A 25,476-nucleotide genomic window follows, 5' to 3' on the forward strand; every position below is an offset into this window, starting at 1 on the left:
CCTCGGCCTGGTAACGATTAGACATCGTTGTCATTAATCCGTCCTTCATCATTGCATTTGCCTTGACTCTATCCTGTGACATTGATTACATGATGCCTGACATCGTTGTCAGGCATGCTCAGATGCCACAACCCGGAGGAGATTCAATGTTGAGTTCCACAGCCCCGCGGACCGTCACTCACCGCCTGCTCGCCATCGGCGCAGTCCTTACCCTCGGCACGCTCAGCCTCACCGCCTGCGGCGGAAGTTCCACCGCCACCACCACCACCGGCGGCTCCTCGTCCGAAAAGGTCGGCGTCTCGCTGATCGTGAAGACCACGTCCAACCCCTTCTTCGTTTCCATGCAGGACGGAGCCAAGAAGGCGGCGGAGGCGGACGGCGTCGACCTCAAGCTCGCGGCCGGAAAGGCCGACGGCGATGAGGACACCCAGATCCAGGCCATCGAAAACGCTATTTCCAAGGGCGACAAAGGCATCCTGATCACGCCCAACGGCCCGTCCGTGGTCGACGCGCTGAAGAAGGCCAAGGACGCAGGCCTGTTCGTCATCGCGCTGGACACCCCGCCGGACCCCGCAGACGCTGCGGACATCACCTTCGCCACAGACAACTTCGCCGCCGGCGAGCTGATCGGCAAGTGGACGGCCGCCCAGCTGGGCGGCAAGAAGGCCACCATCGCCCTCGTGGACCTGTTCGACGACAAAGTGGTCTCGGTGGACTACAACCGCGACCAGGGCTTCCTCGCCGGGCTAGGCATCGACACCGCGGACAAGAAGAAGAACGGCGACGAGGCCAAGACCGGCAAGTACACGGGCGGCAAGGGCGGCGACTACGAGATCGTCGGCAGCCAGGCATCGCAGGGCGCCGAGGACGGCGGACGCACCGCGATGGAGACACTGCTCGCCAAGAACCCCAACATCAACGTCGTCTACACCATCAACGAGCCCGCTGCTGCCGGCGCCTTCGAGGCCCTGAAGTCCGCCGGCAAGGAAAAGGACGTCCTGGTGGTTTCGGTGGACGGCGGCTGCACCGGCGTTAACAACGTCAAGTCCGGCATCATCGGCGCCACCGCCCAGCAGTACCCGGTCAAGATGGCCGAGCTCGGCGTCAAGGCCATCGCCGACCTCGCCAAGACCGGCCAGAAGCCGTCCAACTCCGAGGGCCTGGACTTCTTCAACACCGGCGTGGAGCTCGTGACGGACAAGGCCGCCGACGGCGTCAAGAGCATCACGACGTCGGAAGCTTCCCAGATCTGCTGGGGCAAGTAACCGGACATGACAGGAGCGAACATGACCCAGCAACAGACAGCCGGCCCGCCCGCCACCGGCCATGCCGACCTCGCCGAGGAATTCCTCGACCGCCAGACATCGCTCAGCCGCATCCGCAACGTCCTGCACCGGTACCCTGCACTCAGTCCCGCCATCGTGCTGCTCGTGGCGGTGGTGATCTTCGGGCTACTCAACGACCGGTTCCTGCGGTTCGAAAACCTCTCCCTGATCACCCAGCAGGTCTCGGTGGTGGGAACGCTGGCGATCGCGCAAACCCTCATCATCCTCACCGCGGGAATCGACCTCTCCGTGGGCGCCGTCATGATCCTCTCCTCCATGGTGGTGGCGCAGCTGGCGGTGGGCGGCGGCCTTCCCGGCCCGCTCGCCCTGCTGACCGGCCTGGTGGTGGGCCTGGGGGCGGGCGCCCTCAACGGTTTCCTCGTCACCCGGTTCAAGCTTCCGCCGTTCATCGTCACCCTCGGAACCCTCAACATCTTCATCGCCGCCACCCTGCTGTACTCCGGCGGTTCCACCGTCCGCGGGTCCAACATGCCGGGCCTGCTCACCTGGACCGGAAGCACGTTCCCGCTGGGCCCGGTCCGCATCTCCACCGGCGTGATCATGATGCTCCTGCTCTACGGCGCTGTTGCCTTCATCCTGGGCAAGACAGCGTGGGGCCGGCACGTCTACGCCGTCGGGGATGACAAGGAAGCTGCGCGCCTGGCCGGCATTCCCGTCAACCGCGTCCTCATGAGCGTCTACCTGGCTGCCGGAGCCGTGCTGGCCATGGGTGCCTGGCTCCAGATCGGCCGCACCAACGCCGCCAGCCCCAACGCCGGCGTGGACCTCAACCTCGACTCCATCACCGCCGTCGTGATTGGCGGAACCAGCCTCTTCGGCGGCCGCGGCTCCGTCTGGGGATCCCTCCTCGGCGCGCTGATCGTGGGCGTGTTCCGCAACGGCCTGTCCCTGGCGGGACTCGACGTGCTGTACCAGACACTCGCCGTGGGCGTCCTCATCATCCTCGCTGTGTCCATCGACCAGTGGATCCGAAAGGTGAAATCATGACCGCCACTGAAACCCAGCCGTCCGGCACGGCGGTTCGGCAGCCGATCCTGCAGGCCAGCAACCTCGTCAGAACCTTCGGACGCGTCGTGGGCCTGGACGGCGTCAGCCTGGACCTCTACCCGGGTGAAGTCCTCGCGGTCATCGGCGACAACGGCGCAGGCAAGTCCACCCTCATCAAGTGCCTCACCGGCGCCGAGGTCCCGGACTCCGGCGAGCTGAAGGTGTCCGGGCAGACAGTGCACTTCAAGCGGCCGCAGGACGCCCGTGCCCACGGCATCGAGACCGTCTACCAGAACCTCGCGGTGTCACCCGCGCTGGACGTCGCCTCCAACCTGTTTCTCGGCCGTGAAGAACGGCTGGCCGGCCCGCTGGGCAAGCTCTTCCGCGTCCTGGACACCAAGGGCATGCGCCGCAAGGCCAAGGAGGAACTGACCCGGCTGGGCATTTCCACCCTGCAGGACGTGACGGTCCCGGTGGAAAACCTGTCCGGGGGCCAGCGCCAGGCGGTGGCCGTGGCCCGCGCCGCGGCGTTCGGTTCCAAGGTGGTTGTCCTCGATGAGCCGACGGCGGCCCTCGGCGTCCGGGAATCGAACCAGGTCCTGCAGCTGGTCCGGGACCTCCGGGACAGGGGCCTGCCGGTGATCCTGATCAGCCACAACATGCCCCATGTGTTCGACGTGGCGGACCGCATCCACATCCAGCGGCTCGGAAAGTGCGCCGCCACCATCACGCCGCAGTCGCACAGCATGACCGACGCTGTGGCGATCATGACCGGCGCCGCCACGGCCTGACAAGCCGGCACTGCCCACAGCCCGGCACCTAACCGGGAGCCCAACCCGCCAAAGCAGCACCCGAAAGCCCAGCACCAACCCCCGTCCGCGGGCCGAAGCCGCCCCGCGGACAGCTCCATGAAAGGCCCCACCGTGATCCCCACATCCAACGCCGGAACTGCTTACTCCGGAACCCGCACAGCGACTCCGGAAGTCATCGTCATCGGTGAAGCACTGGTGGACGTCGTTGCGTCCGCGAACGGAACCGTCGAGCACCCCGGCGGATCGCCGTCGAACGTTGCCTACGGGCTGGGCCTGCTCGGCATCCGCACAGCGCTCCTCACCTCGATCGGCGACGACGGCCGCGGCCGGGCCATCGAGGCACACCTGCAGCGCGCCGGAGTCGCGCTCCTGCCCGGCTCCCGGACACAGGCGCGGACGGCCACGGCCACCGCGACGCTGGCTGCCGACGGCTCCGCCAGCTACGACTTCGACATCCGCTGGGAACTGCCGGCGGTGGCCCCGGCGTCCCTGCCCAGGGTGCTCCACACCGGCTCGATCGCGACTTTCCTGGCTCCGGGCGCAGCAGCCGTCAGGACCCTCCTGGAGCAGTCGCACCGTGAATGCCTGGTCACCTACGATCCCAACATCCGCCCGGCACTGCTCGGCAGCCAGGCCGAGGCGCGGACCATCTTCGAGGAGCTGGTTCCGCTCACGGACGTGGTCAAGCTGAGCGACGAGGATGCCCGCTGGCTCTACCCGGACCTGCAGCTGGAGGACACCGCGGCACGGATCCTCCAGCTGGGGGCGGGGCTGGCGGTGGTCACCCGCGGTTCAGAAGGATCGCTGCTTGCCACTCCGGAGCTGCAGCTGGTGGTGCCGGCCATCCGGTCCGCGGTGGCCGACACCATTGGCGCCGGGGATTCGTACATGGCGGCGCTGATCTACGGACTGCTGGCGCGCGGATCGGACGGCCTGGCGCCTGCCGTGCTGGAAACACTGGGGCGCACGGCCTCGAAGGCCGCCGCGATCACAGTGCGCCGCCCAGGAGCCAATCCGCCCACGGAGGCCGAGCTCCTGGCGGACCTGCCCGAGGACAGTATGCCCGGCCAGATGGCGGTGCCCGCCGTACACTGACTCCCATGGCATGCCGTATCAGCGAACTTGTCCTCAACTCCGCCGACCCCGAACTGCTCGCACGGTTCTGGAGCGAGGTGCTCGGCTACGTCGAGCTCGACCGGGAGGGCGGGTCCATCGAGATCGGCCCGCCCGGCGCCGGGTTCGGCGGCCTGCAGCCCACCATCATCCTGAGCCCCAGCAGCAACCCGCGGACCGGCAGGCTCCCCCTGCACATCGACGTCAACCCTGTCGACCGGGACCAGGACGCCGAGCTGGAGCGGTTGCTCGCCCTCGGCGCCCGTCCCGCCGACGTCGGGCAGACCGGCGACGAACAGTGGCACGTCCTGGCCGACCCTGAGGGCAACGAGTTCTGCCTCCTGCGCAGGCGGCTGGAGCCCCTCACCGCCTAACGCAACTGCAGGCCGGTTCTGGCTGCGGAGTGCTGCACCTGCCCGTCCACGAAGGTCGCCAGGACCCGGGCCGCTGCAAGGTCATCAGGCGCAACGGCCAGCGGATCCACGTCGAACACTGTGAAGTCCGCGCGCTTGCCTACAGTGACGGACCCGGAAACGCCCCACTCCCCCGCAGCACGGGCGGCGTGCGACGTGTAGCCTTCGAGCGCCTGCAGGGCCGTGAGGGCCTGGCCGGGAACAACCGGCTGCTCACCCGGGCGGCCCGACCGCCGTCGTAATTGCGCGTCCGCCAGGATGGGCAGCGGTTCGAACGGGGCGATCGGCCAGTCGGAGCCGAGCCCCAGGGTGGTTCCTGCGGCACGGAGGTCCGCGCAGCGCCAGGCGTTGTTGGCCCTTTCCGTGCCGAGCCGGGTGGACCAGTTGTCGGAGTGGTCGGCGCGGGAGTAGTGCGTGCAGTGCGTGGGCTGCATGCTGGCGATGAGGCCGGACCGGGAGAACCTGCTGATCAGGTCGTCCGGAACGGTCTCGAGGTGTTCGATCCGGTGCACTCCCCGCGGCGCCGGAGTGGCCCCTGTGCCCGGAGGCAGGGACTCGAAGGCGTCCAGGACGGCGGCCACCCCGGCGTCGCCGATCGCGTGCGTGGCCGTGGAAATGCCGCGTCCGGCGAAGTACCGCACGGCTTCGGCATACTCCTCGGGCCGGGGCCAGAAGGGTGCCACCGACTCACCGTAGGCATCGGGCTCAAACAGCCAGGCCGTGCCGTTGTCCACGGTGCCGTCGACGAACAGCTTGATGCCGGCCACCTCCCAGCGCCGTCCGCCGGCGCCGACCTGCCCGGCCAGCACGCGCCATTCCGGTTCACCGCTGCCGGGCATGCACCACGGCGAGATCCGCAGCCGGAGCGGGAGGCCGCCGTCGGTCTCTTCCTCGAGCGCCCGGTAAAGCTCCAGCGAATCGTCGTTGCAGTCCATGACGTGTGCCCCGGTCAGCCCGGACCGTGAGAACTGCGTGAGCAGTTCCGCCAGCCGCGCCTTCCGTTCCGCGAAGGACTCGGTGGGCATCACCCGGGCAACGAGGTCGACGGCGGCCGCCTCCAGCAGGAGCCCCGTGGGCCTGCCGCTTCCGTCGCAGACCACCTCGGCGGCCTGGTCGAAGGAGCGTGGACCGGTGACCCCCGCGATTTCGAGGGCTTGGGAACTGGCCAGCGCGGAATGCCCGTCGAACAGCCGGATGAGGCACGGCCGTCCGGAGACGGCGTCGTCAATCAGGTCGCGGTGGGCGGTGGCGGATCCGAACACGTTGGGGTCCAGCCCCCAGCAGCGTACCCACTCGCCTGGCGCTGTTTCAGCTGCCGCGGCACGCAGAAGTGCGCGCACCGCGGGAAGGTCCGCGGCGCCGGACAGGTCGCTGCCGCGGGTCAGTTCCAGCCCGAAAACAGGATGCATGTGGCAGTCCACAAGGCCGGGGGTCAGCACGGCGTCGCCGAAGTCGATGACCTCCGCGGCCGGCCACCCGGCCGCATCCGCGCGGCTTCCGACGGCGGCAAACACGCCGTCCCGGACGGCAACGGCCTGCGGCGCCGGGCTCCCTGAGGGCATGCCGTCCATCGTGTGGACGGTGCCGGCGAGGATGATCACGTCAGGATTCATAGGTTTCGAAGCTTCCAATCTGGGCGTAGGTTTCCGGCCGGTGGCGGCGTACCCAGCGGGCGGTCAGGAGTCCGGCGACAAAGACAAGCGGGGTAACCAATATGAGGACGGTGTTGGTGAGCGCGTCGGCGAAGGTGAGCAGTTCGATGTTGATCCCGATCAGCAGCACCACGCCGAAGAGCAGGATGGCCGACGCCAAACTGAGCGGGACCATCAGCCGGTGCGTCACGGCGTCGGGGTTCCGGCGCAGGTAGAGGAAGGCCGCCACCGACACCAGGCCCTGCAGCCCGACGATGCCGAAGATCCCGGGGGTGTTCACCCAGATCAGCAGCTGCTGGTACGGATCGGCGTTCAGGACGGCGCACACGGTGATGACAACGGCGGCCAGGAGCGTCTGCAGTTGGCCGGCCCGGTGCGGCGACCTGAACTTCGGGTGGGTCTGCCCCAGGAAGGCCGGCAGCACGCCGTCGCGCGCCAGCATGTAGACGTAGCGGTTGATCGCGTTGTGGAATGCCAGCTGCGAGGCGTAGACGCTGGTGACGATCAGCATGTACATCGCCACCTCGGCCCAGGGGCCCACATAGTGGTTGATGGTCTGGAAGAACATCCCGCCGGCCAGCTCCCCGGCGGCTTCCGCGGCGCGGTCTTCGCCGTAGGCCTGAACCACGGCCCAGACGATAAAGGCATAGAACACGGACATGAAGCCGACGGCGATATACGTGGCGCGGGGCACCGACCTGTCCGGGTCGCGGGCCTCCGAGCGGTACAGCACGGTGGACTCGAAGCCCATGAAGGCGGCGAAGCAGATGCCGAGGATGGCCAGGACGCCCGGCCCGAACGCGTTCTCCGGGCTGAAGGAGCCCACGCTGATTCCGTGCGCGCCGCCGCTGCCGAGGATGCCCACCCCCATCACGGCCAGGATGCCGGTCTCGGCCACGAGGAGCACGCCAAGCACTTTGGCGCCGACGTCAATGCCCCGGTAGCCGAGGAACCATACGGCGGCCACCGCGGCGAGTGCAATCGCCGGCCAGGACACGTCCAGCCCGAAGACCACCTTGAGCATGTCGTGGGTCTGGACGGCAAAAAGGCCATAGACGCCGATCTGCAGGCAATTGTAGGAGACGATCGCCAGGATGGCTGAGGCGAGTCCCGCCGTCTTGCCCATGGCCAGTGAAATGTAGGTGTAAAAACCGCCGGCCGCCTTCACATGCCGGGTCATGGCCATGAATCCGACGGCGAAGAGGGTGAGCACGAGGCCTGCCAGGAGATAGCCGGCCGGGGCGCCAATGCCGCCGACGTTGATGGCCACCGGGGCAACGCCCGCCATGACGGTCAGCGGCGCTGCCGCCGAAATGACGAGGAAGGCGATGCCGCCCGTGCCCAGGGCATTGCGCTTGAGGGCGCCGTCCGCAGACGACGCCGGAGGTCTGGTTTGGATATCCGGCACTGGTCCGTCCTTTCTGGAAGCCCGACTAAACGAAAGGCTTTCGTTTTAGTATGCGGGCGTGTGGCGCGGAGCACAATACCTTTCGCAAAAGCGGCTCCGGCAGGAGGCGCAGACTAGGCTGGGTTCCGATGTTCCAGAGCTGCAGACAGGAGATTCCATGGGGCGCCCGCTCCTCCCGCTGATATCCGTGGAGGCCCTGACCACCGCCGCGCTGGAACTGGTCGATGAAAGCGGCGACTTCAGCTTTCCGAAGCTGGCGAAAAAGATCGGCGTCAGCCAGTCCTCCATCTACAACCACGTCAGCGGCCGGGACGAGATCCTGGAACTGCTGCGGCACCGGATCATCACCGAGGAGCCGTACCCGCCGGTGGACCACAGCGAATGGGAAGTCGCGCTGCGGGTCCTGATCCGCGCGTACCGGGACGCCTTTGCCCGCCATCCGCGGCTGGCTCCGCTGCTGGTGCTGCAGTCCATCACGGATCCGGCGGTCATCGGCCTCTACGAGGACCTGGCCCTGGCCCTGGAGAGCGCGGGGTTCCGCGGGCGTGATGTCGTGGCAGCCATCTCCACCATCGACAGCTTTGCCCTCGGCGCGGCCCTGGACCTGGCGGCGCCGGAAGTGGTGTGGGACCCGCCGGCGGAGGGCTACCCCACATTGAAGCGCGCGCTCGGCAATGCGGGGCCATCGGGGGAACGGGGCGGGCACGCCTTCGACTTTGGCCTGGACGTGGTCATTGGCGGCCTGCGCGCGAAGCTCGGCAGCTAGGCAGCTAGGCCTTCTTAGCCCACTTGGCGCTCCGCCGGTATACGGCGCTTGTGCGTATGGCGCCCCGTTGCCCAGGCGTAGACTGGGCCGCATGAGCCACCCGGACGGCCGCCGCGCAGACCACGGCGGCAAACCCGCCCAAGGCTCCCGCCCCCACACCCGCATTCCCCGGGGCGAGCGGCGGGAGGTTGCCCGGCGCCACGTCGACAGAAAGATCCGGACGCGGATGCGGATTTTTGCGGTGATCTTTGTGGTGCTACTCGTGGTGGTCATAGTTGAGCTCTTCCTGGCCACTCCCCAGGCGGTCCCGCCGGCGGTGGCGGCACTGGTGGGAGGAATCGCCGTCGGACTCGTGGCCAGCCGCATGTTCCGGCTGGAATGGGACCGGGCCGCCAGGACTGTGGTGGGCAAACTGGATATCCTCGGCGGAATCATCCTGGTGGCCTACATCCTGTTCAGCATCTTTCGCAGCCGGATTGTGGCGTTGTGGGTCCCCGCGGACATCGTGAAGCTGTGCAGCCTTGCCGTGATGGACGGACTGATGCTGGGCCAGGTCATCGGCACGGTGGGCGGGCTGAAGGAACTCTACAAGCGGATCGTGGCCGACGCGGACTAAGCCGGATTAGGCGGTTTTCCGACGCCCGCGCAGCGTTGCCGCGCCCCACAGCAGCAGGAATGCAGCCACGAGCAGCAGCCCGGCGTCGCCCAGCTCGATGCCGCCCAGCCAGGCGGTGAGCGGATCCTTCAGCCCGAACGCCTCGCTGAAGAAGCCGCCCAGGGTTATCACGGCGACGAAAAGCGCAGACAGTGCCGAGAGCCCGGTGATGACGGCGTTGAACCCGAGTTTGCGCAGGGGATCGTGGATGGCCGACTTATACATCCGCATCATGGCCACGCCGTTGGTCGTGTCGCACAGGGTCATGGCGGCGGTGAATGCGAGCGGCAACGCCAGCAGCGCGGCGGGGGAAACACCCGCCAGGGAAGCCGCCGTCGTCATCACCAGAAGCCCGATGGTGGTGGCGGTATCAAAACCGAGCCCGAACAGGAATCCGATCACGTACACGTTCCTGGGACGCTGCACCCTGGACAGCGGCCGGGCCATGAGTCGGGCCACAAAGCCCTTGGCTTCCAGTTCCCCGGGCAGCACCGTTCCGCCGCCGCGGACCCTGCGGTAGGACCTGGCGGCGCCCAGAAATGCCGACCCGTTGAAGATCCCCATGGCCAGCAGGAACAGCCCGGAGACGCCGCTGCCGATCAGCCCCAGGACCAGGTTCCCGGTGCTGCCCCCGGTCATGAACCTGCCCACCAGCGAAACTCCGGAAACCACCAGTGCCCCGGCCAGGATCACCACCGAACTGTGCCCCAGGCTGAAGGCGAATCCCACGCTCGTGGGATCCTGCCGCTGGGCCACGAACTTCCGCGTGGAGTTGTCGATCGCGGCGATGTGGTCCCAGTCGTAGCTGTGCTTGATGCCGGCCAGGTAGGCCGTGAGCACCAGTCCGAACGCCAGCGGCTGCCCCGATGCAGCGGTGCCGGCAACCAGAAGCACGACGGCGGCAAGATGGAGGAATCCCACCGCACCAAAGGTGGCCAGCAGGCGCGTCCGGAGCGGCAACTGCTCACGCTCGCGGTACATGGTGGCGAACTGGGTTAAGGCAGTCATCAGTACTTCCTCAGGTTCAGGGGCGCCTGGCCGTACCAGCGTTGGCGGAGAAGGCCGCTGCAGCCACCCAATAGCGTATTGAGTTTTTCGGTGCTGTTGGACAGGGAGCGGAGCACCAGCGCCGTGATGCCGTCCATTGTGGCACTGAGCGAGACGCCTGTGTAGACATCGAACTTTTCGGCCAGCCGGTGCAGTTCGTCGGCGAGCGCCTGGTCCACGCGGGCGTCCACCACCACCAGCGAGCCCAGGTGGCTGTGGCCCTCCATGAAGCCCGTGCCGGTGACGTCGTCAAGCGGCGGGCGGATCAGCAGGTTGTCCAGGGCGAGCAGCCGGGTGCCGCCATCCGTCTCCACGTGAATCTCGTTCCGGAGCCGCAGTTCCTCATATCGGAAGGACGCGCCGTCCGGGGACCACCCCGGCGTGACCACCTCGGCCATCACCAGGCTCGACGTCGGCCGGACCGTGATGTGGGTGTTCTGCCGGTAGCTGGCCTCCCGGTAGGCGATGACCTGGTCCGGCGCCAGCTCCAGCCGCGAGCCCTCCCCCAGCCGGACGGTCATCCGCTGCTCGGCAAATGAGTCCGGGGTCCGGTAGATCTTGGTCGCAGACTGCGTGGTGAGCAGCAGGTCCGCCCCGTCTCCCACCTCCACGTCCACAACGTAAAGATCGGCCCCCAAGTAAGCCCCGCCCGGATTCACCACCACATAACAAACCTGCCCGGACTCATCCAGATAGTGCGGCCGGAGTACCCGAAGTGCACCTTCGTGAAACTGCCGGGACGCAATGGAACGCCCACCACGTTCGCTGATGACGAGCTCAAGCACACCGCAAGGCGCCGGTTGCACCGTCGCCGTCGTGCTCATGGTTGGAGGTCGAGCATCAGGACATCGCGCCGGATCCAGTTGATGACGTGCTCCAGGCCTTCGTCCGTTTTGAGGTTGGTGAAGCAGAACGGTTTGGCACCCCTGAATTCGCGCGAGTCCCGTTCCATGATGGCGAGGTCGGCGCCGACGTGCGGGGCCAGGTCTGTCTTGTTGATGATGAAGAGGTCGGACTTGATCATGCCCTGGCCGGCCTTGCGCGGGATCTTCTCGCCCTGCGCGACGTCGATGATGTAGATCGAGAAGTCAACCAGTTCGGGGCTGAAGGTGGCGGAGAGGTTGTCGCCGCCGGACTCCACGAAGATCACCTGCAGGTCCGGGTGCCGCTGTTTCAGCTCCTCGATGGCGGCCGTATTCATGGACGTGTCCTCGCGGATGGCGGTGTGCGGGCAGCCGCCGGTCTCGACGCCGATGATCCGGTCCTCGGGCAGGATGCCGTTGGCGGCCAGGATCTTGGCGTCCTCGATCGTGTAGATGTCGTTGGTGATGGCGGCCATGGAGGTCTCCGCGCTCATGTGCCGCGTGAGCCGCTCCACCAACTGGGTCTTCCCGGCCCCGACGGGTCCGCCGATGCCGATCTTGATGGGTTCACTCATGTTGTCCTCCTCAGTAAAAAAACACAGTTCAGTAAAAAAGCACAGTTAGCTCATGAACATGCGCGCACGTTGCCGTTCGTGCCTCATCTGTGAAATCTCCAGTCCGGGGCTGACCGCCCCGAAGTCGTCCGGCGTCAGGCGGGCGGCCCGCTCGACGGCGGCAGCAACGGCGTCGTGCGCGTTCCGCAACACCCGCTGGCCGGCGTTCTGCCCGAGCGGGATGGCCCGGACGGCGTTCTGCGTCAGGGACGTGACGGCCGCGAAAAGATACGCGGCTGTCGCCTCCGCCGGGGGAACCCCCAGGGAACGGGCGACGACGGCGAACGCCAGCGGCTGATGGCCGGCGGCCCGGCCCCCGCTCACCAGCGACCGGTACTCCGACAATTCCGGTGACGGGAACACCTCCGTGCCGATTTCGAGCAGCCGGTTCCCCATCTTGACGCTGGCCTCCCGCACCTGCCGCGGCAAAAGCTGCGCGGTCAGCAGCTCGTCCAGCTCAGCCACAGGGACGCCCTCATACAAGAATCGCATGGCCAACGCATCCGAATAGGTCAGCTGCTGCGAGAGGAACGCCCCCAGCCACACCCCGAAAGACTCCTCATCGACCACAACTCCACGGTCGATGTACGTCTCAAACCCCAGCGAGTGCGCAAACGCCCCGGTAGGAAGCCCGGAATCAGTCAGCTGCCGCAGTGCGAGCTGGTAGGAGTTAGTGGCTGTGTTCGGCATGGCGGAAAGGCACTGGCATGACGCGTTCCTGGCGGTCGTAGGGCACTCCGACGTGTTTGAGATAGTCCTCGACGGTGTGGTCGTACTGGCACACCATGACCTCGGCGCCGTACTCCGAGGCCGCCTCGAAGAACTGTGCCTGCAGATGCCGGTTGCCGAGGGAATGTGCCACGACACCCATCTCGTGGATGGTCCGGGGTGCGATCACCAGGACGTCGGTGGGCAGCACGGAGACCACGATCATGTTGGTTGCAGCCACGTGGAGCACGTCTCCGTCGCGAAGGTCGGCCGAACCGGCAGGAAGCCTGATGCCGATCTCGTTGCCGTGGTCGGTGGTGACCCGCTGGATCCGTTTGAGCAGTTGTGCGCTGGGCAGCACCACCTTCTCCCGGTGCAGTCCGAAGTAGGACTCCACGGCCTGGTCGTGCACGTTGCCGAGGACTTTCTCGATGATCATCTGTAGCTCCTAGAAGAGGAAGTACCGCTGCGCCATGGGCAGTACGTCCGACGGTTCGCAGGTGACCTCTTCGCCGTCCACGGTCACCGAATACGTTTCAGGGTCCACCTCGATGTTGGGCGTGGCGTCGTTGTACTTGAGGTCCGCCTTGGTCAGGGCCCGGATGCCGGAGACCGGCCGGATGACCTTCTCCAGGCCCAGTTCCGCCGGCACGCCGGCATCGATGGCTGCCTGGGAGAGGAAGGTGATGGACGACTTTTGCAGGGCCTTGCCGTGGGCACCGAACATGGGCCGCATGGTGCGCGGCTGGGGTGTGGGAATCGACGCGTTGGCGTCGCCCATCAGGGCGTAGGCAATCTGGCCGCCCTTGAGGACCAGCTCGGGCTTCACGCCGAAGAACGCCGGGTCCCAGAGCACCAGGTCGGCGAACTTGCCCTCCTCGACGGAGCCGATACAGTCCGCCATGCCCTGGGCGATGGCCGGATTGATGGTGTACTTGGCCACATAGCGCTTCAGCCGGAAGTTGTCGCTGTCCGCGGTTCCGTGGGCAGCACCAGCGGGGTCCTTCAGGACGCCGCGCTGTTTCTTCATCTTGTCCGCCACCTGCCAGGTGCGGGTGATCACCTCGCCCACGCGGCCCATGGCCTGGGAGTCCGACGAGGTGATGGCGAAGATGCCGAGGTCCTGCAGGACGTCCTCTGCCGCGATGGTCTCGGCGCGGATGCGGGAATCCGCGAATGCCACGTCCTCCGGGATGTCCGGGTTGAGGTGGTGGCACACCATGAGCATGTCCAGGTGCTCTTCGATGGTGTTGCGGGTGTAGGGCAGCGTGGGGTTCGTGGAGGCGGGAAGCACGTTCGGCAGGCCGGCGATTTTGATGATGTCCGGCGCGTGCCCGCCACCGGCGCCTTCGGTGTGGAACGTGTGGATGACCCGCCCGCCGATGGCCCGGATGGTGTCCTCCACGAAGCCGCATTCGTTCAGCGTGTCCGTGTGGATGGCCACCTGGACGTCGTATTCGTCTGCCACCTTCAGTGAGGTGTCGATGGAGGATGTGGTGGACCCCCAGTCCTCGTGGACCTTCAGGCCCACCGCGCCGGCGCGGATCTGCTCGGCCAGCGGCTCGACGGCGGAGGCATGCCCCTTCCCCAGCAGGCCGATGTTGACGGGAAGCCCGTCGGCGGCCTGCAGCATGCGCTGGATGTGCCATTTGCCGGGGGTAACTGTGGTGGCCTTGGTGCCTTCGGCAGGTCCCGTACCGCCGCCCACCATGGTGGTCACGCCGCTGCAGAGGGCCGTGGCTACCTGGTCCGCGGAGATGAAGTGAATGTGTGTGTCCACTCCCCCGGCGGTGAGGATCTTGCGTTCCCCCGCGATGATCTCTGTACTGGCCCCGATGACGATGTCCACGCCGTCGGCGATCTGCGGGTTTCCGGCCTTGCCGATCCGAAAGATATGGCCGTCCCTCAGTGCGACATCCGCCTTGTAGATGCCGGTGTAGTCAAGCACCACAACGTTGGTGATGACGGTGTCCGGCACGCCGCCGTCAGGTCCTCCGTCCCGGGTGGCCTGGCCGTCCTGGCCCATGCCGTCCCGGATGACCTTGCCGCCGCCGAACACCATTTCCTCGCCGTAATTCGTGAGGTCTTTCTCGATCTCGAGGAACAGGTCGGTGTCCGCCAAGCGGATGGCATCGCCCGTCGTCGGGCCGTACAGGTCCGCGTACTGCCGGCGGGACAATTCGAAGCTCACTGGGTTCCCCCTGTCTGGTTAGCGCCGTGGTGGTTGGTGCCATCCCGGTCGAGCCGGCCGTTCACAGCGTTGCTGAGGCCGTAGACCTCACGGCTGCCGGCCAGCCGAACCAGCCGGACAGTCTTCCTGTCGCCGGGTTCGAACCGCGCGGCGGTGCCGGCGGGGATGTCCAGGCGCCGCCCGTAGGCGGCGTCGCGGTCCAATTCCAGGGCCGGGTTCACCTCCGCGAAATGGTAGTGCGAGCCCACCTGCACGGGCCGGTCACCGGTGTTAAGGACGACGACGTCGATCGCCTCCCGGCCCGCGTTGATGACCAGCGGCTCAGGACGCAGGACGTACTCTCCAGGAATCATGGCGGTCCCTACCGAATGGGATTGTGGACGGTGACGAGCTTGGTGCCGTCCGGAAAGGTGGCCTCGACCTGGACATCGTGGATCATCTCCGGCACGCCCTCCATGACGTCGCCGCGGCTGAGCAGCGTGGTGCCGGAACTCATGAGTTCGGCAACGGTGCGGCCGTCCCGGGCACCCTCGATCAGCTCGTAGCTGATGATGGCCACAGCTTCCGGGTAGTTGAGTTTGAGTCCACGCGCCTGGCGCCTGCGGGCGAGGTCGGCGGCGACCACGATCATGAGCTTTTCCTGCTCACGAGGCAACAGATGCATGGGGATCCCTTCAACGGCCTACGGGTCGGCGTGGGACCCAGACTAAGCCCCGTTCGTTTCAACCACGTTTCCGGAGTGTCAGGTCAGGCTGGGAATCTATGGGGCTGAGGCACGGACCCTCAGTTCGAATTCTGCTTTCACGTGCACGCCCCCGGCGGCCTTCTCGGCCCCTTCGATCCGGTCGATCAGCAGCTGCACGGACCGCTCGGCGATCTGGTTCATGCCGGGAGCAACAGTGGTCAGCGACGGGGACGAGAACCGCGCCTCATCGATGTCGTCAAACCCGGCCACGGCCGCGTCCCCCGGCACCCTGACCCCGCGGAGCAGCAGCTCGTGCATCGCACCCAGGGCCAGGGCGTCATTCAATCCAAAGACGGCGTCGAAGGGCCGGCCACCGTCCAGGAGCCGTGCGACTGCCGATGAACCTCCGTCACGGCGCCATTCCGCAGGCACAATCAGGGCCGGATCAAACTCCACTCCCGCTTCGGCCAGCGCTTCCCGGTATCCGGCCAGCCGAAGTCCGGGCGAACCGCTCCGGTCCCCGGAGGAGGCCCCGATCACCGCAATACGACGCCGGCCTCCCGCAAGCAGGTGGGCTGTCATGGCCTTGGCCGCGCCGACATTCTTCATGGTGACGAGGTCGAACCGGGGGTCGTCGATGTGTTCGCCGAGCATGACGAGCGGCTTGGTTCCCCGCCGGGCGGCGGCCACGGCGTCCGCGTCCAGCACCAGCGGAGTGAACAGGAGCCCATCCGTCAGCTGGCTCAGGGACCCCTGCAGGGCCGTGAGCTCGTTGGCCCGGGTCGCCGCCGACTGCTCCACCAGGACGCGGTAGTCCCGGGCCGCCGCCACAGTCATGAGCCTGGAAGCGAGCTCCGCGTAATACGGTACGGAAAGGTCGGACACCACCAGGCCCAGCATGCGGGACTTTCCGGAACGCAGGCTCCGGGCCGTCAGGTTGGCCTCGTACCCGAGCTCGGCGATGGCATCTAGCACCTTCTGCCGGGTGGCCGGCCTGATGAACTCATAGTTGTTGAGCACATTCGACACGGTTTTCAGGGAAACTCCGGCCGCGCGGGCAACATCGTTCATTGTCACGGCCATGCAGGGTCCCTTTCGCGGCAGACGATCCTCTCAGGTACATCGTTGCAGAATGCAGACCGCCCCGCCCGCCAAGAATTTCCCAAGGTGGGTCCCCCACCCTTGCTGCAAGGTCTCTTGGTTCTGGGGCCAGGCAACGGCGCCTGGTCCCAGCGACAACCGGCGGTGTCCTCATTAGCGGCGGCCACCGGCGGGACCGGTCCGGAAGCGGTGGCCTCGTAAGCGTTAAGCGGGTGCCACCACCCGGGGCGGCCTCCAAGTGGCGCGGCAGGACAGGATGGGGAACGTTGCGGCTGAAGGGGGCCGAATTGTTGCAGGGTGCAGGGGGATCCATCGAGGGATTAACCCCGTCAGAACGGCAGTTTGCTCTTGTGGTTTCCCATCATGCCCGCACACCGTACCGGGGAACAGCTTCCCGGCGCGGGGACGGGGGTCCCGAACCGGTTGGCGGCGAGGAGGGCCGGGGTTCCGGCCTCGAGTTCCTGGCCACGCTCGGTTCGGGGCCTGTCCGTATCACTTCGGACGTCCTTGCAAACCTGGACGGCGTGGCGGGCGCGGTTGTGCTGTCCACGTGCAACAGGTTCGAGGTCTATTGCGACGTTGCTCCGGGCGCGGACCCGGACACCACCAGGAAGCGCGTCCTGGATGCCATCAGCACATGCTCGGCTGTTTCCCCCGAGGAACTCGGCCGGACGCTTGACTGCCTGACGGGCACCGCCATGACCGAGCATCTCTTCTCGGTGGGTGCCGGGCTCGACTCGGCAGTGGTGGGCGAACGGGAAATCGCCGGGCAGCTGCGACGCTCCCTGGCCTCGGCCCAGGAAAGCGGGTCGGCCAGCGGTCCACTGGTCCGGCTCTTCCAGGCAGCCTCCCGGGCTGCCCGCGACGTTGGCTCCCTGACGGCCCTGGGTGAGGCCGGCCGCTCCATGGTCTCAGTGGCGCTGGACCTCGCCCTGTCCGGGCTGGGACGCCGGGACCTGTCCGGCCTCTCCGTGGTGGTCATCGGCACCGGCGCCTACGCCGGCTCCACCCTTGCGCTTCTGGCGGCAAGGGCGTGCACGGCGGTGTCCGTTTTTTCCTGGTCCGGACGGGCCGGGGCGTTTGCGTCAGCCCGGGGCGCCACCGGCCTGACCTCCGGGGAGTTGCCGGCTGCCGTCCGCGGCGCGGATGTGGTGATCGGCTGCAGCGGCCGCGGCCCCAGGCTCAGCGCCGACGACTTCCTGGCCTTCGGGCAAGGCGCTGCCGGCCCGCCCGTCGTCGTCGACCTCGCCCTCAGCCGGGACTTTGAACCGGAACTGGGCGAACTGCCCGGGCTTGACCTCATCACTCTGGAGCACGTGCGGCTGGCCTCGCCGCGTGAACAAACCGACGTCGTCCGGCAGGCTGGTGACCTGGTCCGGCAGGCCGCCCTGAAGTTTGAGGAGGACCGGCTGGCGCGGCTTCTGGATCCGGCGATCGTTGTGCTGCGCGAGCACATGCAGGCGGTGCTGGCCGGTGAAGTGGCAAAGGTGAAGAGCCAGCACGGCTGCACGGCCACGGCAGAAGCGGTGGAATTCGCGCTGCGGCGGGTGGTGCGGCAACTTCTGCACGTGCCCACGTCGAGGGCGCGCGAGCTGGCGGCAGAGGGCCGGCAGGATGAATACACCGCAGCCCTTGAAACGCTGTTCGGGCTGGACGTGGCTGCAGCCGCGGCAGCTAAGGAGGCCGGTCCCGCCGCAGCGGAAACGGGCCCGCCGGGCTGCCCAGCACGGGCGCGTCAAGGCGAACAGGCCCCGGACGGCTCCCTGCCGGCAGCGAGCTAAGCCGCTGAACCTTGGCCGCAGACATAAAAAGTCCCCGGATTCCTGTTGCCAGGAATCCGGGGACTTTCCACTCTTCGCTAAAAGAGTGGGCCCTGTGGGGATCGAACCCACGACCCACGGATTAAAAGTCCGATGCTCTACCAACTGAGCTAAAGGCCCAAACTGCCTGCGGAATGCGGGCTTCAGAAGCCTGCACACGCGAAACAGTTCCAGTCCATTTCTGAACGTTTAATACTGTACCCCAGACGGTGGCGACTTCAGGACGGCGCCCCGCCGCCGCCGTCGAACGTGTCTTTGCCGGGAGGCGGCACGGCTTTCGGGCTGTGGCTGGAAGCCAACCGGGCACTGCAGAGGACGCTCGATTCCGGTTCCATGCAGGAGTAGCGTGGGACCATGAGCCAGAAAGCAGGAACCAGCGGCCCGGGCGGGGCGGAGCGGCACCACAAACCGAAGCCTTTTGCGCCCATTGATTTCGAGCCTTTCGCAGGCGGCGCCGACCCGGCGCGTGTCTCGGAAGCCGCGCACCTGGCCGCCCAGGCCCTGGTGCGCCACGGGCGGGACAGCGATGATCCCGTCATCACCAAACGGCTGGTCAAGCTGGCCGACGAGCAGGGCCTTGAGGCAATCGCGGAAATGTGGGCTGAAAGCCCGGCCCGCTCGCTGCCCGGCGCGCTGTGGCGGCTGTATGCCCTCCGCGCGGCAACGGTGCAGGATCCCGAGCGCATCTCCGTATATTTCAAGGCGGGCAAGGACACCGCCCAGGTCTCCAACGTGGTGGCCGGTGCGGCAGAGCCGCCTGGCGCCGATGAAATGAAGAACATGGCGGACGCCATCCTGTCCGGAGCCTTCGACGGCGACTTCGACGTTGCGCTGGAGCGGTCCGCCGCGTTCTGCCGCGTGGTGGCGCTCGGCCAGGCCACGCTGGCGGACGGCGCGGAGCACTCGAACGAGAGCCACGCGCGCAAGCTGACGCGCAACTCCCACCTTCTCGTGAAGACCGCAGAGGACCTGGAACACGCTGCCAATGCCTGGCGGCTGGGTGAGCTTGACTGACCCATCAGCCCCGATCTGTCAATGTTGACTTGGCCCAGCCAAAGTAGAACACTGAAATAGGTGCCGAACCGCGAAACCCCCGGGCTTCAACATTTAGCCGCCTAGAGCGGCCTACCGCCGAGAGGCGTATCCGGTTCGGCACCATTTTTATGCCCCAACGCAGGTGCCGGTAAAGTACTGACTAGCTGCGGCTCGGACGTCAAGTCAAAGACTCCCGCGGCGTCCCGCCCTGACGATCCACCGGAGACCGGTACTCATGAAGCTGCGCCTTTTTCCCCAGGAACCCGCAGGCCTGAACCTTCTTTCGCAGCTGGCCCGGCAGATCGTGTTTGCCAGCGCCACCATGGCGGAAATCCTGGGCGCACCGGCCACCGAACACAACCGGCTGGTGGAGGACATGCACAACCACGAGGCAAAGTCGGCCGAGCTGCACTTCGCCCTCCTGACCCACATGCGCACCAGCTTCGTGAATCCCCTCCCCCGCGAGGACATGTACGCCCTGTCGCAGAGCCTGAACGAAGCCATTGAAAAGCTGGACGCCGCGGCCGAGCTGGTGGCGCTCTACAACCTGGACCGGTTGCCGAAGCGCGCCGCCGACCAGTTGGAGATCATCAGCCGCCAGGCCGAGCTCACGGCCGACGCCATGCGCCGGCTGAACAACCTGGACGACCTTGAGGACTACTGGATCGAGGTCCTGCGCCTGGCCAAGCGGGCCGAAAGCACGCACCGCGTATGGGTCGCGGACATGCTCAAGGACATGAAGTCAGCCCAGTATGCCCGCAATCGGGACATCGCCAACCAGCTGGTGGACGTCACCAAGGACATGCGCAGGATCGCAACCCTGGTGGGCAGCATCATCGTCAAGGAATCCTGAGGTGACGCTGTTCATCTTCGCCCTGGTGGTGCTCCTCACCGCGGCATTTTCCTTCATCAACGGTTTCCGCGACGTGTCCACATCGGTGGCCCTGGCCGTGCGCACACGCGCCCTGACCCCCACCGTGGCAGTACTGCTGGCCGCCCTTTTCAACCTCATCGGCGCCCTGTTGAGCGCCGGACTGGCCGTGGCCATCAGCCAGAACTGGGTTGCCCTCCCGCGGGGGGACAGCGGCCTGACCATCATCGCCGCCGGCGTTGCCAGCGCGTGCGCCTGGGGCATTTTCCTGTGGTGGCGGGGCGTCCCGTCCTCCTCCACGCATGCCCTGGTGGGTGGACTGGCGGGGGCCGGAACCGCCAGCGTGGTGGTGGGCGGCAATTCGGTGGGCGGCGTGGACCAGTCGCTCCTGTTCCAGGTGGTTCTCCCCCTGGTCCTCTCGCCTGTTGTTGCCTTCATCGCCGCCTACCTGTTGGTGTTTCCCGTCACCTGGGCTGCGCGCTACACCCAGCCGAGCGTGGTCAACAAACGGTTCCGGTCCGCCCAGGCCATCGCCGCCGGCGCCGTGGCCTTTGGCCACGGCCTCCAGGACGGCCAGCGGGTCAGCGCCGTATTCATCCTGGCCCTGCTGGCGGCCGGCTATTCCGACGGCGGCTCGCTTCCCCTGTGGGTGGCGCTGCTGTCCGCGGCAACGATCACGGCGGGCACGCTGTTTGGCGGCTGGCGCATCTCGCACACCATTGGCTACCGGCTCACCCGGATCGATCCGCTGCGCGGAGTGGTGGCCCAGGGCTTCAGTGCGCTCCTGCTGTTTATTGGCGCCATCGGGCTGCACTGGCCCGTGTCCACCACCCACACGGTCACGTCCTCAGTGCTGGGCGCCGGGGAAAACCAGCAGTTCGCCACCATCCACCGCAAACTGGTAACCCGGATCCTGTCGCTGTGGGTCCTGACGCCGGCAGCCACGGCCGCGGGGGCCTTCGTCCTCGAACTGGCGCTCTCCCCGCTGATCGGCATCTGAAACCCGCGTTAAACATCGATTGCTCCGTAGCTGCCCTTCTGGGCGTTCAAAAGGGCAGTTACGGAGCAATCGATGGCTTGTGTGTTATCCGAAGCGGCCGGAGACGTAGTCCTCGGTGGCCTTCTGGCTCGGGTTGTTGAAGATGGTGCTGGTCTCGGCGAACTCGATCAGCTTGCCCGGCTTGCCGGTGCCGGCGATGTTGAAGAACGCCGTCTTGTCCGAGACGCGGGCGGCCTGCTGCATGTTGTGGGTCACGATCACCACTGTGTACTGGTCCTTGAGCTCGTTGATGAGGTCCTCAACGGCCAGGGTGGAGATCGGGTCCAGCGCGGAACACGGCTCATCCATGAGGATCACCTGCGGCTCCACGGCAATGGCGCGGGCAATGCAGAGACGCTGCTGCTGGCCGCCGGACAGTCCCGAACCGGGCTTCTCCAGGCGGTCCTTGACCTCGTTCCAGAGGTTGGCGCCCTGAAGTGAGCGCTCCACCAGGGCATCTGCCTCGCCCTTGGAGATCTTCTGGTTGTTTAGTTTCACGCCGGCCAGGACGTTGTCCCGGATGGACATGGTGGGGAACGGGTTGGGCCGCTGGAACACCATGCCGATCTGGGAGCGCACCGTCACCGGGTCCACGCCGGGTCCGTACAGGTTGTCGCCGTCGAGCAGCACCTCACCCTCGACGCGGGCACCCGGCAGCACCTCGTGCATGCGGTTCAGCGTGCGCAGGAAGGTCGACTTGCCGCAGCCCGAGGGGCCGATGAACGCGGTAACGGACTTGGCCTCGATGTTGATGCTGACGTCCTCAACGGCCAGGAAATTGCCGTAGTACACGTTCAGGTCTTTGACGTCGATGCGCTTGGACATGATGTTCCTTAACTTGCTGGTATGAAATGAAGTCTAATTCCCGGCTTCCCGAGCCGAAATACGATCCGGTATGGCCGGGGACGCCTAGCGGCCGGTCTTCGGTGCGAAGACCCGGGCGATCAGGCGGGCGCCGAGGTTGAGCAGCATCACCAGGATGATGAGGACAAGGGCGGCACCCCACGCCCGCTGCGAGGACGGGTCGGGGTTGGACGGGGAGGTGGGGTTCAGGATCTGCGTGTAGATGAACGTCGGCAGCGAGGCCATCCACCCACCGAACACGTTGTTGTTGATGCTCGTCGCAAACCCTGCGGTCACCAGGATCGGTGCAGTCTCACCGATCACCCGGGCGATCGCCAGGGTGACGCCGGACGCAATGCCGGAGATCGCCGTCGGGATGACCACCTTGAGGATGGTCCGCCACTTGCGGACGCCCAGCGCGTAGGCGGCCTCGCGGAGCTCGTTGGGGACAATCTTCAGCATTTCCTCGCTGGAGCGGACCACCACCGGGATCATCAGCACGGACAGCGCGACGGCGGCGACGGCGCCGGTCTTGGTGCCGGGCCCCACCACCGCGAAGAAGAACGCGGCGGCAAAGAGTCCTGCGACGATGGACGGGATGCCGGTCATGACGTCCACGAAGAACGTAATGGCGCGGGCCAGCGGGCGGTCGTTGCCGTATTCGACGAGGTAGACCGCCGTTAGCAGGCCCACCGGAACGGAGATGACGGTGGCCAGCAGGGTGATCTGCACGGTGCCGATGAGGGCGTGGTAAATGCCGCCGATGACGGGTCCGGTGCCTTCCGCGGCCCGGTTGTCGAACACCCCGGTGACGCCATTCATCGACGTGCCGAGGAAGCCGGGGTTGAGCAGGCCGGGAACGCCGTTGACCACGACGGTCCAGATGACGGAGATCAGCGGGAGCAGTGCCACGAGGAAGGCGCCCACCACGAGGCAGGTTGCCAGCTTGTCCTTGGCCTTGCGCGCACCCTCAACGGCGGCACTCCATCCGACGAGTCCCGCGGCGAACAGGATGGCGGAGACAACTCCCCAGCCGAAGGCGTTGAATCCGATCAGGGCAAGGATGGCAGCCCCGAGGACCAGCGCGACGCCCAGGACCACGTAGGGGGCGTACTTGGGCAGCTGGCCCTTCGTCAGGGCGGACCGCTTGCGGACCGGGGTCAGGGTGGAGGTCATTTAGTTGGCTCCCGAGAATTCTTTGTGCCGGCTGATGATCCACCGGGCGATCATGTTGACGGCGAGGGTGATCACGAACAGGACCAGGCCCGCGGCGATCAGCATGCTCACCTTGAGGCCGCTGGCCTCCGGGAAGTTCAGGGCGATCTCGGCGGCGATGGTCTGGTTGCCGGACTGGATCAGGCTGGCCGTGAGCGCACCGGAGGACAGCACCAGCGCCACGGCCATGGTTTCACCCAGGGCGCGGCCGAGGCCCAGCATGACGGCGCTGATGATGCCCGGCCGGGCGAAGGGCAGCACCGACATCTTGATCATTTCCCAGCGCGTGGCGCCCAGCGCGAGGGCTGCTTCCTCGTGCAGCTTGGGGGTCTGGAGGAAGATCTCGCGGGACAGCGAGGTGATGATGGGGATCACCATGACGGACAGCACGATGCCGGCGGTCAGGATGGTCTTGCCCGTGGCGGAGGCCGGACCGTGGAAGATGGGCAGCCAGCCCATGTTCGCGGCGAGCCAGCCGTAAGCGGGCGAAATCTGCGGGGCCAGGAAGGCGGCGCCCCAGGCACCGTAGATGACGGAGGGGATCGCGGCGAGCAGGTCGATCACGTAGCCGAGCCCCGAGGCCAGGCCGCGCGGGGCGAAGTGCGAGATGAAGAGCGCGACGCCGATGGACACCGGCGTGGCGATGGCCAGGGCGATGATGGCCGCGATGAGGGTACCGACGACGATCGGCCAGATGTACGCAAAGAAGCCCTCGCCGCCCTGGATGTCCGCGGCCGGCGCGGTGAAGGCGGGAATCGCCTGGATGACGAGGAAGAGCGCCACGCCGAACAGTACGGCAAGGATCAGGCAGCCTGCTGCGAGGGCCGCTCCGGAGAAGACTTTGTCCCCGGCGCGGCCGGCGCCTCGGGAACTGGTCAGGGAGGTGGTGGTCATACCCGGCCCTTCGGTGTTGGTGATGCGTCAGAGGTGGATCGTGCTGAACCGCGGGTTACACGGCTAAGTTCCCCGCCCTGCCTGGCGGCTGGGCGGGGAACTTCGGCGTTCAGGACAAGACGTTACGACTTGACCTTGATGGATTCGATGGACTTGACGGCCTTCGCGGCCAGGGCGGCGGAGATCGGAGCCGACTTGGCGGACTCGGCGGCAGCCTTCTGGCCCTCTTCGGAAACTACGTAGGTCTCGAAAGCCTTGACCAGGTCGACGGTTTCCTGCTTGTCGTAGGTGGAGCAGACGATGTGGTAGGAAACCAGGACCACCGGGTACGCGCCGGCTTCGGTGGTGGTGCGGTCAAGCTTGATGGCACCGTCGGTGTCGGCGCGGCCTTCAACTGCCTTGCCGGCGTCGACTGCCTTGGAGGCGGCTTCCGGGGAGATCTTGACGAACTCGGAACCGACCTTGATCTGGGCGATGCCCAGCTTGCCGCCAACGGCGGAGTCGTCGGCGTAGGTCACGGCACCGGGGGTGTCGGTAACGGTCTTGACGACGCCGGACGTGCCCTTGGCGTTCTCGCCCTTGAGGGATGCAGGCCAGATGCCGTCGGCCTTGTCCTTCCAGACATCGGGAGCCGTAGCGGAGAGGTACTCGGTGAAGTTCTTGGTGGTGCCTGAGTCATCAGAGCGGCTCACCGGGGTGACGGCGAGGTCCGGGAGCTTGGCGTCCGGGTTCAGGGCGGCAATGGCGGGGTCGTTCCACTTGGCGATTTCGCCACGGAAGATCTTGGCCGCGGTGGGGGCGTCCAGCTTCAGCTCGGTGATGTCCGGCAGGTTGAACGCAATGGCGATCGGCGAGATGTAGACGGGGATCTCGATGGCACCCTCGGGGCCGCACACCTTCTTGGCGGAAGCCAGTTCCTCATCCTTCAGGTAGGCGTCGGAGCCGGCGAACTGTGCCGAACCGTCGAGGATGGCCTTGCGCCCGGCGCCGGAGCCGTCCGGGGAGTACTGTACGGTGGCGCCCTGGTTGGCGGAGGCGAAGTTGGTCTTCCAGACGTCCATGGCCGCGCCCTGCGCGGAGGAGCCGATGCCGGTCAGGGTGCCGGTGACCTTGGTGCCGGCGGCGGAGGCGCTGCCTGCCGGGGCGGCGTTCGTGGCATTGTCTGAACCACAGGCGGTGAGCGCGAGTGCGCCAGCGGCGATAACAGCGATTGCCGCGTGGCGGCTGAAGCGGAGTGCCTTCACTGGGTGTACCCCTTCCAGGGTTTCTGATGCGGTGCGGACCGGAGACGTCCGAACGTGAGATGCGTACTTTTTGTACCTTCACTGAAGTTAAGGGCCGCAGGTAACAAGTTTTGGGGTGCGAGATGAACGGATGGTTAACGACGGCGGGCCATTG

Annotated in this window: 26 protein-coding genes and 1 tRNA gene; 11 read left to right on the top strand and 16 right to left on the bottom strand. The window is 66.7% G+C overall.

All coding sequences use genetic code 11. From position 1 onward, the window contains the following. Positions 1 to 146 precede the first annotated feature (146 nt). The 5 genes from ACFRAU_RS00885 to ACFRAU_RS00905 all read left to right on the top strand — a co-directional run bounded on the left by ACFRAU_RS00885 (position 147) and on the right by ACFRAU_RS00905 (position 4,632). Positions 147 to 1,265 carry a substrate-binding domain-containing protein gene (locus ACFRAU_RS00885; protein WP_377995398.1) on the top strand — a complete coding sequence of 373 codons (1,119 nt, stop codon included), beginning with the start codon at positions 147 to 149 and terminating at the stop codon, positions 1,263 to 1,265. Positions 1,266 to 1,286: 21 nt separating this feature from the next. After that, positions 1,287 to 2,333, top strand: coding sequence for an ABC transporter permease (locus ACFRAU_RS00890; protein WP_377998413.1), 1,047 nt, complete (start codon positions 1,287 to 1,289; stop codon positions 2,331 to 2,333). Then, complete coding sequence (locus tag ACFRAU_RS00895) at positions 2,330 to 3,124, top strand: ATP-binding cassette domain-containing protein (RefSeq protein ID WP_377998414.1); 795 nt, start codon at positions 2,330 to 2,332, stop codon at positions 3,122 to 3,124. Before ACFRAU_RS00890 ends, ACFRAU_RS00895 begins: the two co-directional genes overlap by 4 nt. 117 nt (positions 3,125 to 3,241) lie before the next feature. Further along, positions 3,242 to 4,240, top strand: coding sequence for a carbohydrate kinase (locus tag ACFRAU_RS00900; protein WP_377995401.1), 999 nt, complete (start codon positions 3,242 to 3,244; stop codon positions 4,238 to 4,240). A 5-nt stretch (positions 4,241 to 4,245) separates the two neighbouring features. Continuing rightward, positions 4,246 to 4,632, top strand: a complete 387-nt coding sequence (locus ACFRAU_RS00905; protein WP_377998415.1) for a VOC family protein — start codon at positions 4,246 to 4,248, stop codon at positions 4,630 to 4,632. Here ACFRAU_RS00905 and ACFRAU_RS00910 read toward each other — a convergent pair. Both ACFRAU_RS00910 and ACFRAU_RS00915 read right to left on the bottom strand, forming a co-directional pair. Beyond that, positions 4,629 to 6,284, bottom strand: a complete 1,656-nt coding sequence (locus ACFRAU_RS00910; RefSeq protein ID WP_377998416.1) for an amidohydrolase — start codon at positions 6,282 to 6,284, stop codon at positions 4,629 to 4,631. The two genes, ACFRAU_RS00905 and ACFRAU_RS00910, sit on opposite strands and share 4 nt — an antisense overlap. Continuing rightward, positions 6,274 to 7,731 carry an APC family permease gene (locus ACFRAU_RS00915; protein WP_377998417.1) on the bottom strand — a complete coding sequence of 486 codons (1,458 nt, stop codon included), beginning with the start codon at positions 7,729 to 7,731 and terminating at the stop codon, positions 6,274 to 6,276. The genes ACFRAU_RS00910 and ACFRAU_RS00915 overlap by 11 nt, the downstream gene beginning before the upstream one ends. A 157-nt stretch (positions 7,732 to 7,888) precedes the next feature. On the opposite strand from ACFRAU_RS00915, the gene ACFRAU_RS00920 reads away from it, so the two are divergent. Further along, positions 7,889 to 8,497 carry a TetR/AcrR family transcriptional regulator gene (locus ACFRAU_RS00920; RefSeq protein ID WP_377998418.1) on the top strand — a complete coding sequence of 203 codons (609 nt, stop codon included), beginning with the start codon at positions 7,889 to 7,891 and terminating at the stop codon, positions 8,495 to 8,497. A gap of 91 nt (positions 8,498 to 8,588) precedes the next feature. Beyond that, positions 8,589 to 9,113: a hypothetical protein gene (locus tag ACFRAU_RS00925; protein ID WP_377998419.1), complete on the top strand. Its 525-nt coding sequence runs from the start codon at positions 8,589 to 8,591 to the stop codon at positions 9,111 to 9,113. 6 nt (positions 9,114 to 9,119) lie between these two features. Here the strand turns inward: ACFRAU_RS00925 and ACFRAU_RS00930 are convergent, their stop codons facing one another. From ACFRAU_RS00930 to ACFRAU_RS00970, 9 genes are all read right to left on the bottom strand, one after another. Beyond that, positions 9,120 to 10,160 carry a HoxN/HupN/NixA family nickel/cobalt transporter gene (locus tag ACFRAU_RS00930; protein WP_377998420.1) on the bottom strand — a complete coding sequence of 347 codons (1,041 nt, stop codon included), beginning with the start codon at positions 10,158 to 10,160 and terminating at the stop codon, positions 9,120 to 9,122. Further along, positions 10,160 to 10,945 (bottom strand): urease accessory protein UreD, encoded by a 786-nt coding sequence (locus ACFRAU_RS00935; protein ID WP_377998576.1) that lies wholly within the window; start codon positions 10,943 to 10,945, stop codon positions 10,160 to 10,162. The genes ACFRAU_RS00930 and ACFRAU_RS00935 overlap by 1 nt, the downstream gene beginning before the upstream one ends. A gap of 74 nt (positions 10,946 to 11,019) precedes the next feature. Continuing rightward, positions 11,020 to 11,637, bottom strand: a complete 618-nt coding sequence (ureG, locus tag ACFRAU_RS00940; RefSeq protein ID WP_377995408.1) for an urease accessory protein UreG — start codon at positions 11,635 to 11,637, stop codon at positions 11,020 to 11,022. A 45-nt stretch (positions 11,638 to 11,682) separates the two neighbouring features. Then, a complete protein-coding gene (locus ACFRAU_RS00945; RefSeq protein ID WP_377998421.1) occupies positions 11,683 to 12,366 on the bottom strand; it encodes an urease accessory protein UreF in 684 nt (227 codons plus the stop codon). After that, positions 12,347 to 12,823 (bottom strand): urease accessory protein UreE, encoded by a 477-nt coding sequence (gene ureE, locus ACFRAU_RS00950; protein WP_377998422.1) that lies wholly within the window; start codon positions 12,821 to 12,823, stop codon positions 12,347 to 12,349. The genes ACFRAU_RS00945 and ureE overlap by 20 nt, the downstream gene beginning before the upstream one ends. A gap of 9 nt (positions 12,824 to 12,832) precedes the next feature. Further along, complete coding sequence (gene ureC / locus ACFRAU_RS00955) at positions 12,833 to 14,575, bottom strand: urease subunit alpha (protein WP_377998423.1); 1,743 nt, start codon at positions 14,573 to 14,575, stop codon at positions 12,833 to 12,835. Continuing rightward, a complete protein-coding gene (locus ACFRAU_RS00960; protein WP_377998424.1) occupies positions 14,572 to 14,928 on the bottom strand; it encodes an urease subunit beta in 357 nt (118 codons plus the stop codon). The genes ureC and ACFRAU_RS00960 overlap by 4 nt, the downstream gene beginning before the upstream one ends. 8 nt (positions 14,929 to 14,936) lie before the next feature. Then, positions 14,937 to 15,239 (bottom strand): urease subunit gamma, encoded by a 303-nt coding sequence (locus ACFRAU_RS00965; RefSeq protein ID WP_377995413.1) that lies wholly within the window; start codon positions 15,237 to 15,239, stop codon positions 14,937 to 14,939. A gap of 96 nt (positions 15,240 to 15,335) precedes the next feature. Then, a complete protein-coding gene (locus ACFRAU_RS00970; RefSeq protein ID WP_377998425.1) occupies positions 15,336 to 16,343 on the bottom strand; it encodes a LacI family DNA-binding transcriptional regulator in 1,008 nt (335 codons plus the stop codon). A 479-nt stretch (positions 16,344 to 16,822) separates the two neighbouring features. Here ACFRAU_RS00970 and ACFRAU_RS00975 point away from each other — a divergent pair, with 479 nt between their 5' ends. Beyond that, entirely contained in the window at positions 16,823 to 18,142 is a 1,320-nt protein-coding gene (locus ACFRAU_RS00975; RefSeq protein WP_377998577.1) for a glutamyl-tRNA reductase, read from the top strand. Between the two features lie 86 nt (positions 18,143 to 18,228). Here ACFRAU_RS00975 and ACFRAU_RS00980 read toward each other — a convergent pair. Further along, a tRNA-Lys gene (locus ACFRAU_RS00980) sits at positions 18,229 to 18,301 on the bottom strand. A 234-nt stretch (positions 18,302 to 18,535) separates the two neighbouring features. Between ACFRAU_RS00980 and ACFRAU_RS00985 the strand changes: the two genes are divergently transcribed. The 3 genes from ACFRAU_RS00985 (at position 18,536) to ACFRAU_RS00995 (ending at position 21,087) form a co-directional block, all read left to right on the top strand. Continuing rightward, complete coding sequence (locus tag ACFRAU_RS00985; RefSeq protein WP_306920479.1) at positions 18,536 to 19,195, top strand: hypothetical protein; 660 nt, start codon at positions 18,536 to 18,538, stop codon at positions 19,193 to 19,195. A gap of 256 nt (positions 19,196 to 19,451) precedes the next feature. Next, complete coding sequence (locus ACFRAU_RS00990) at positions 19,452 to 20,069, top strand: DUF47 domain-containing protein (protein WP_377998426.1); 618 nt, start codon at positions 19,452 to 19,454, stop codon at positions 20,067 to 20,069. A gap of 1 nt (position 20,070) precedes the next feature. Beyond that, entirely contained in the window at positions 20,071 to 21,087 is a 1,017-nt protein-coding gene (locus ACFRAU_RS00995; protein WP_377998427.1) for an anion permease, read from the top strand. Positions 21,088 to 21,171: 84 nt separating this feature from the next. Here ACFRAU_RS00995 and pstB read toward each other — a convergent pair whose 3' ends face one another. The 4 genes from pstB to pstS form a co-directional block, all read right to left on the bottom strand. Next, a complete protein-coding gene (gene pstB / locus ACFRAU_RS01000; protein WP_377995436.1) occupies positions 21,172 to 21,951 on the bottom strand; it encodes a phosphate ABC transporter ATP-binding protein PstB in 780 nt (259 codons plus the stop codon). 84 nt (positions 21,952 to 22,035) lie between these two features. Then, on the bottom strand, positions 22,036 to 23,145 hold the full coding sequence (gene pstA / locus ACFRAU_RS01005; RefSeq protein WP_377995437.1) for a phosphate ABC transporter permease PstA: 1,110 nt from the start codon (positions 23,143 to 23,145) through the stop codon (positions 22,036 to 22,038). Further along, a complete protein-coding gene (gene pstC / locus ACFRAU_RS01010) occupies positions 23,146 to 24,078 on the bottom strand; it encodes a phosphate ABC transporter permease subunit PstC (RefSeq protein WP_377995438.1) in 933 nt (310 codons plus the stop codon). A 122-nt stretch (positions 24,079 to 24,200) separates the two neighbouring features. Next, positions 24,201 to 25,322 carry a phosphate ABC transporter substrate-binding protein PstS gene (gene pstS / locus ACFRAU_RS01015; RefSeq protein ID WP_377998428.1) on the bottom strand — a complete coding sequence of 374 codons (1,122 nt, stop codon included), beginning with the start codon at positions 25,320 to 25,322 and terminating at the stop codon, positions 24,201 to 24,203. Positions 25,323 to 25,476: the final 154 nt, after the last annotated feature.

The sequence above is a fragment of the Arthrobacter sp. NPDC056691 genome (genome assembly GCF_042791415.1).
GTDB lineage: Bacteria > Actinomycetota > Actinomycetes > Actinomycetales > Micrococcaceae > Arthrobacter.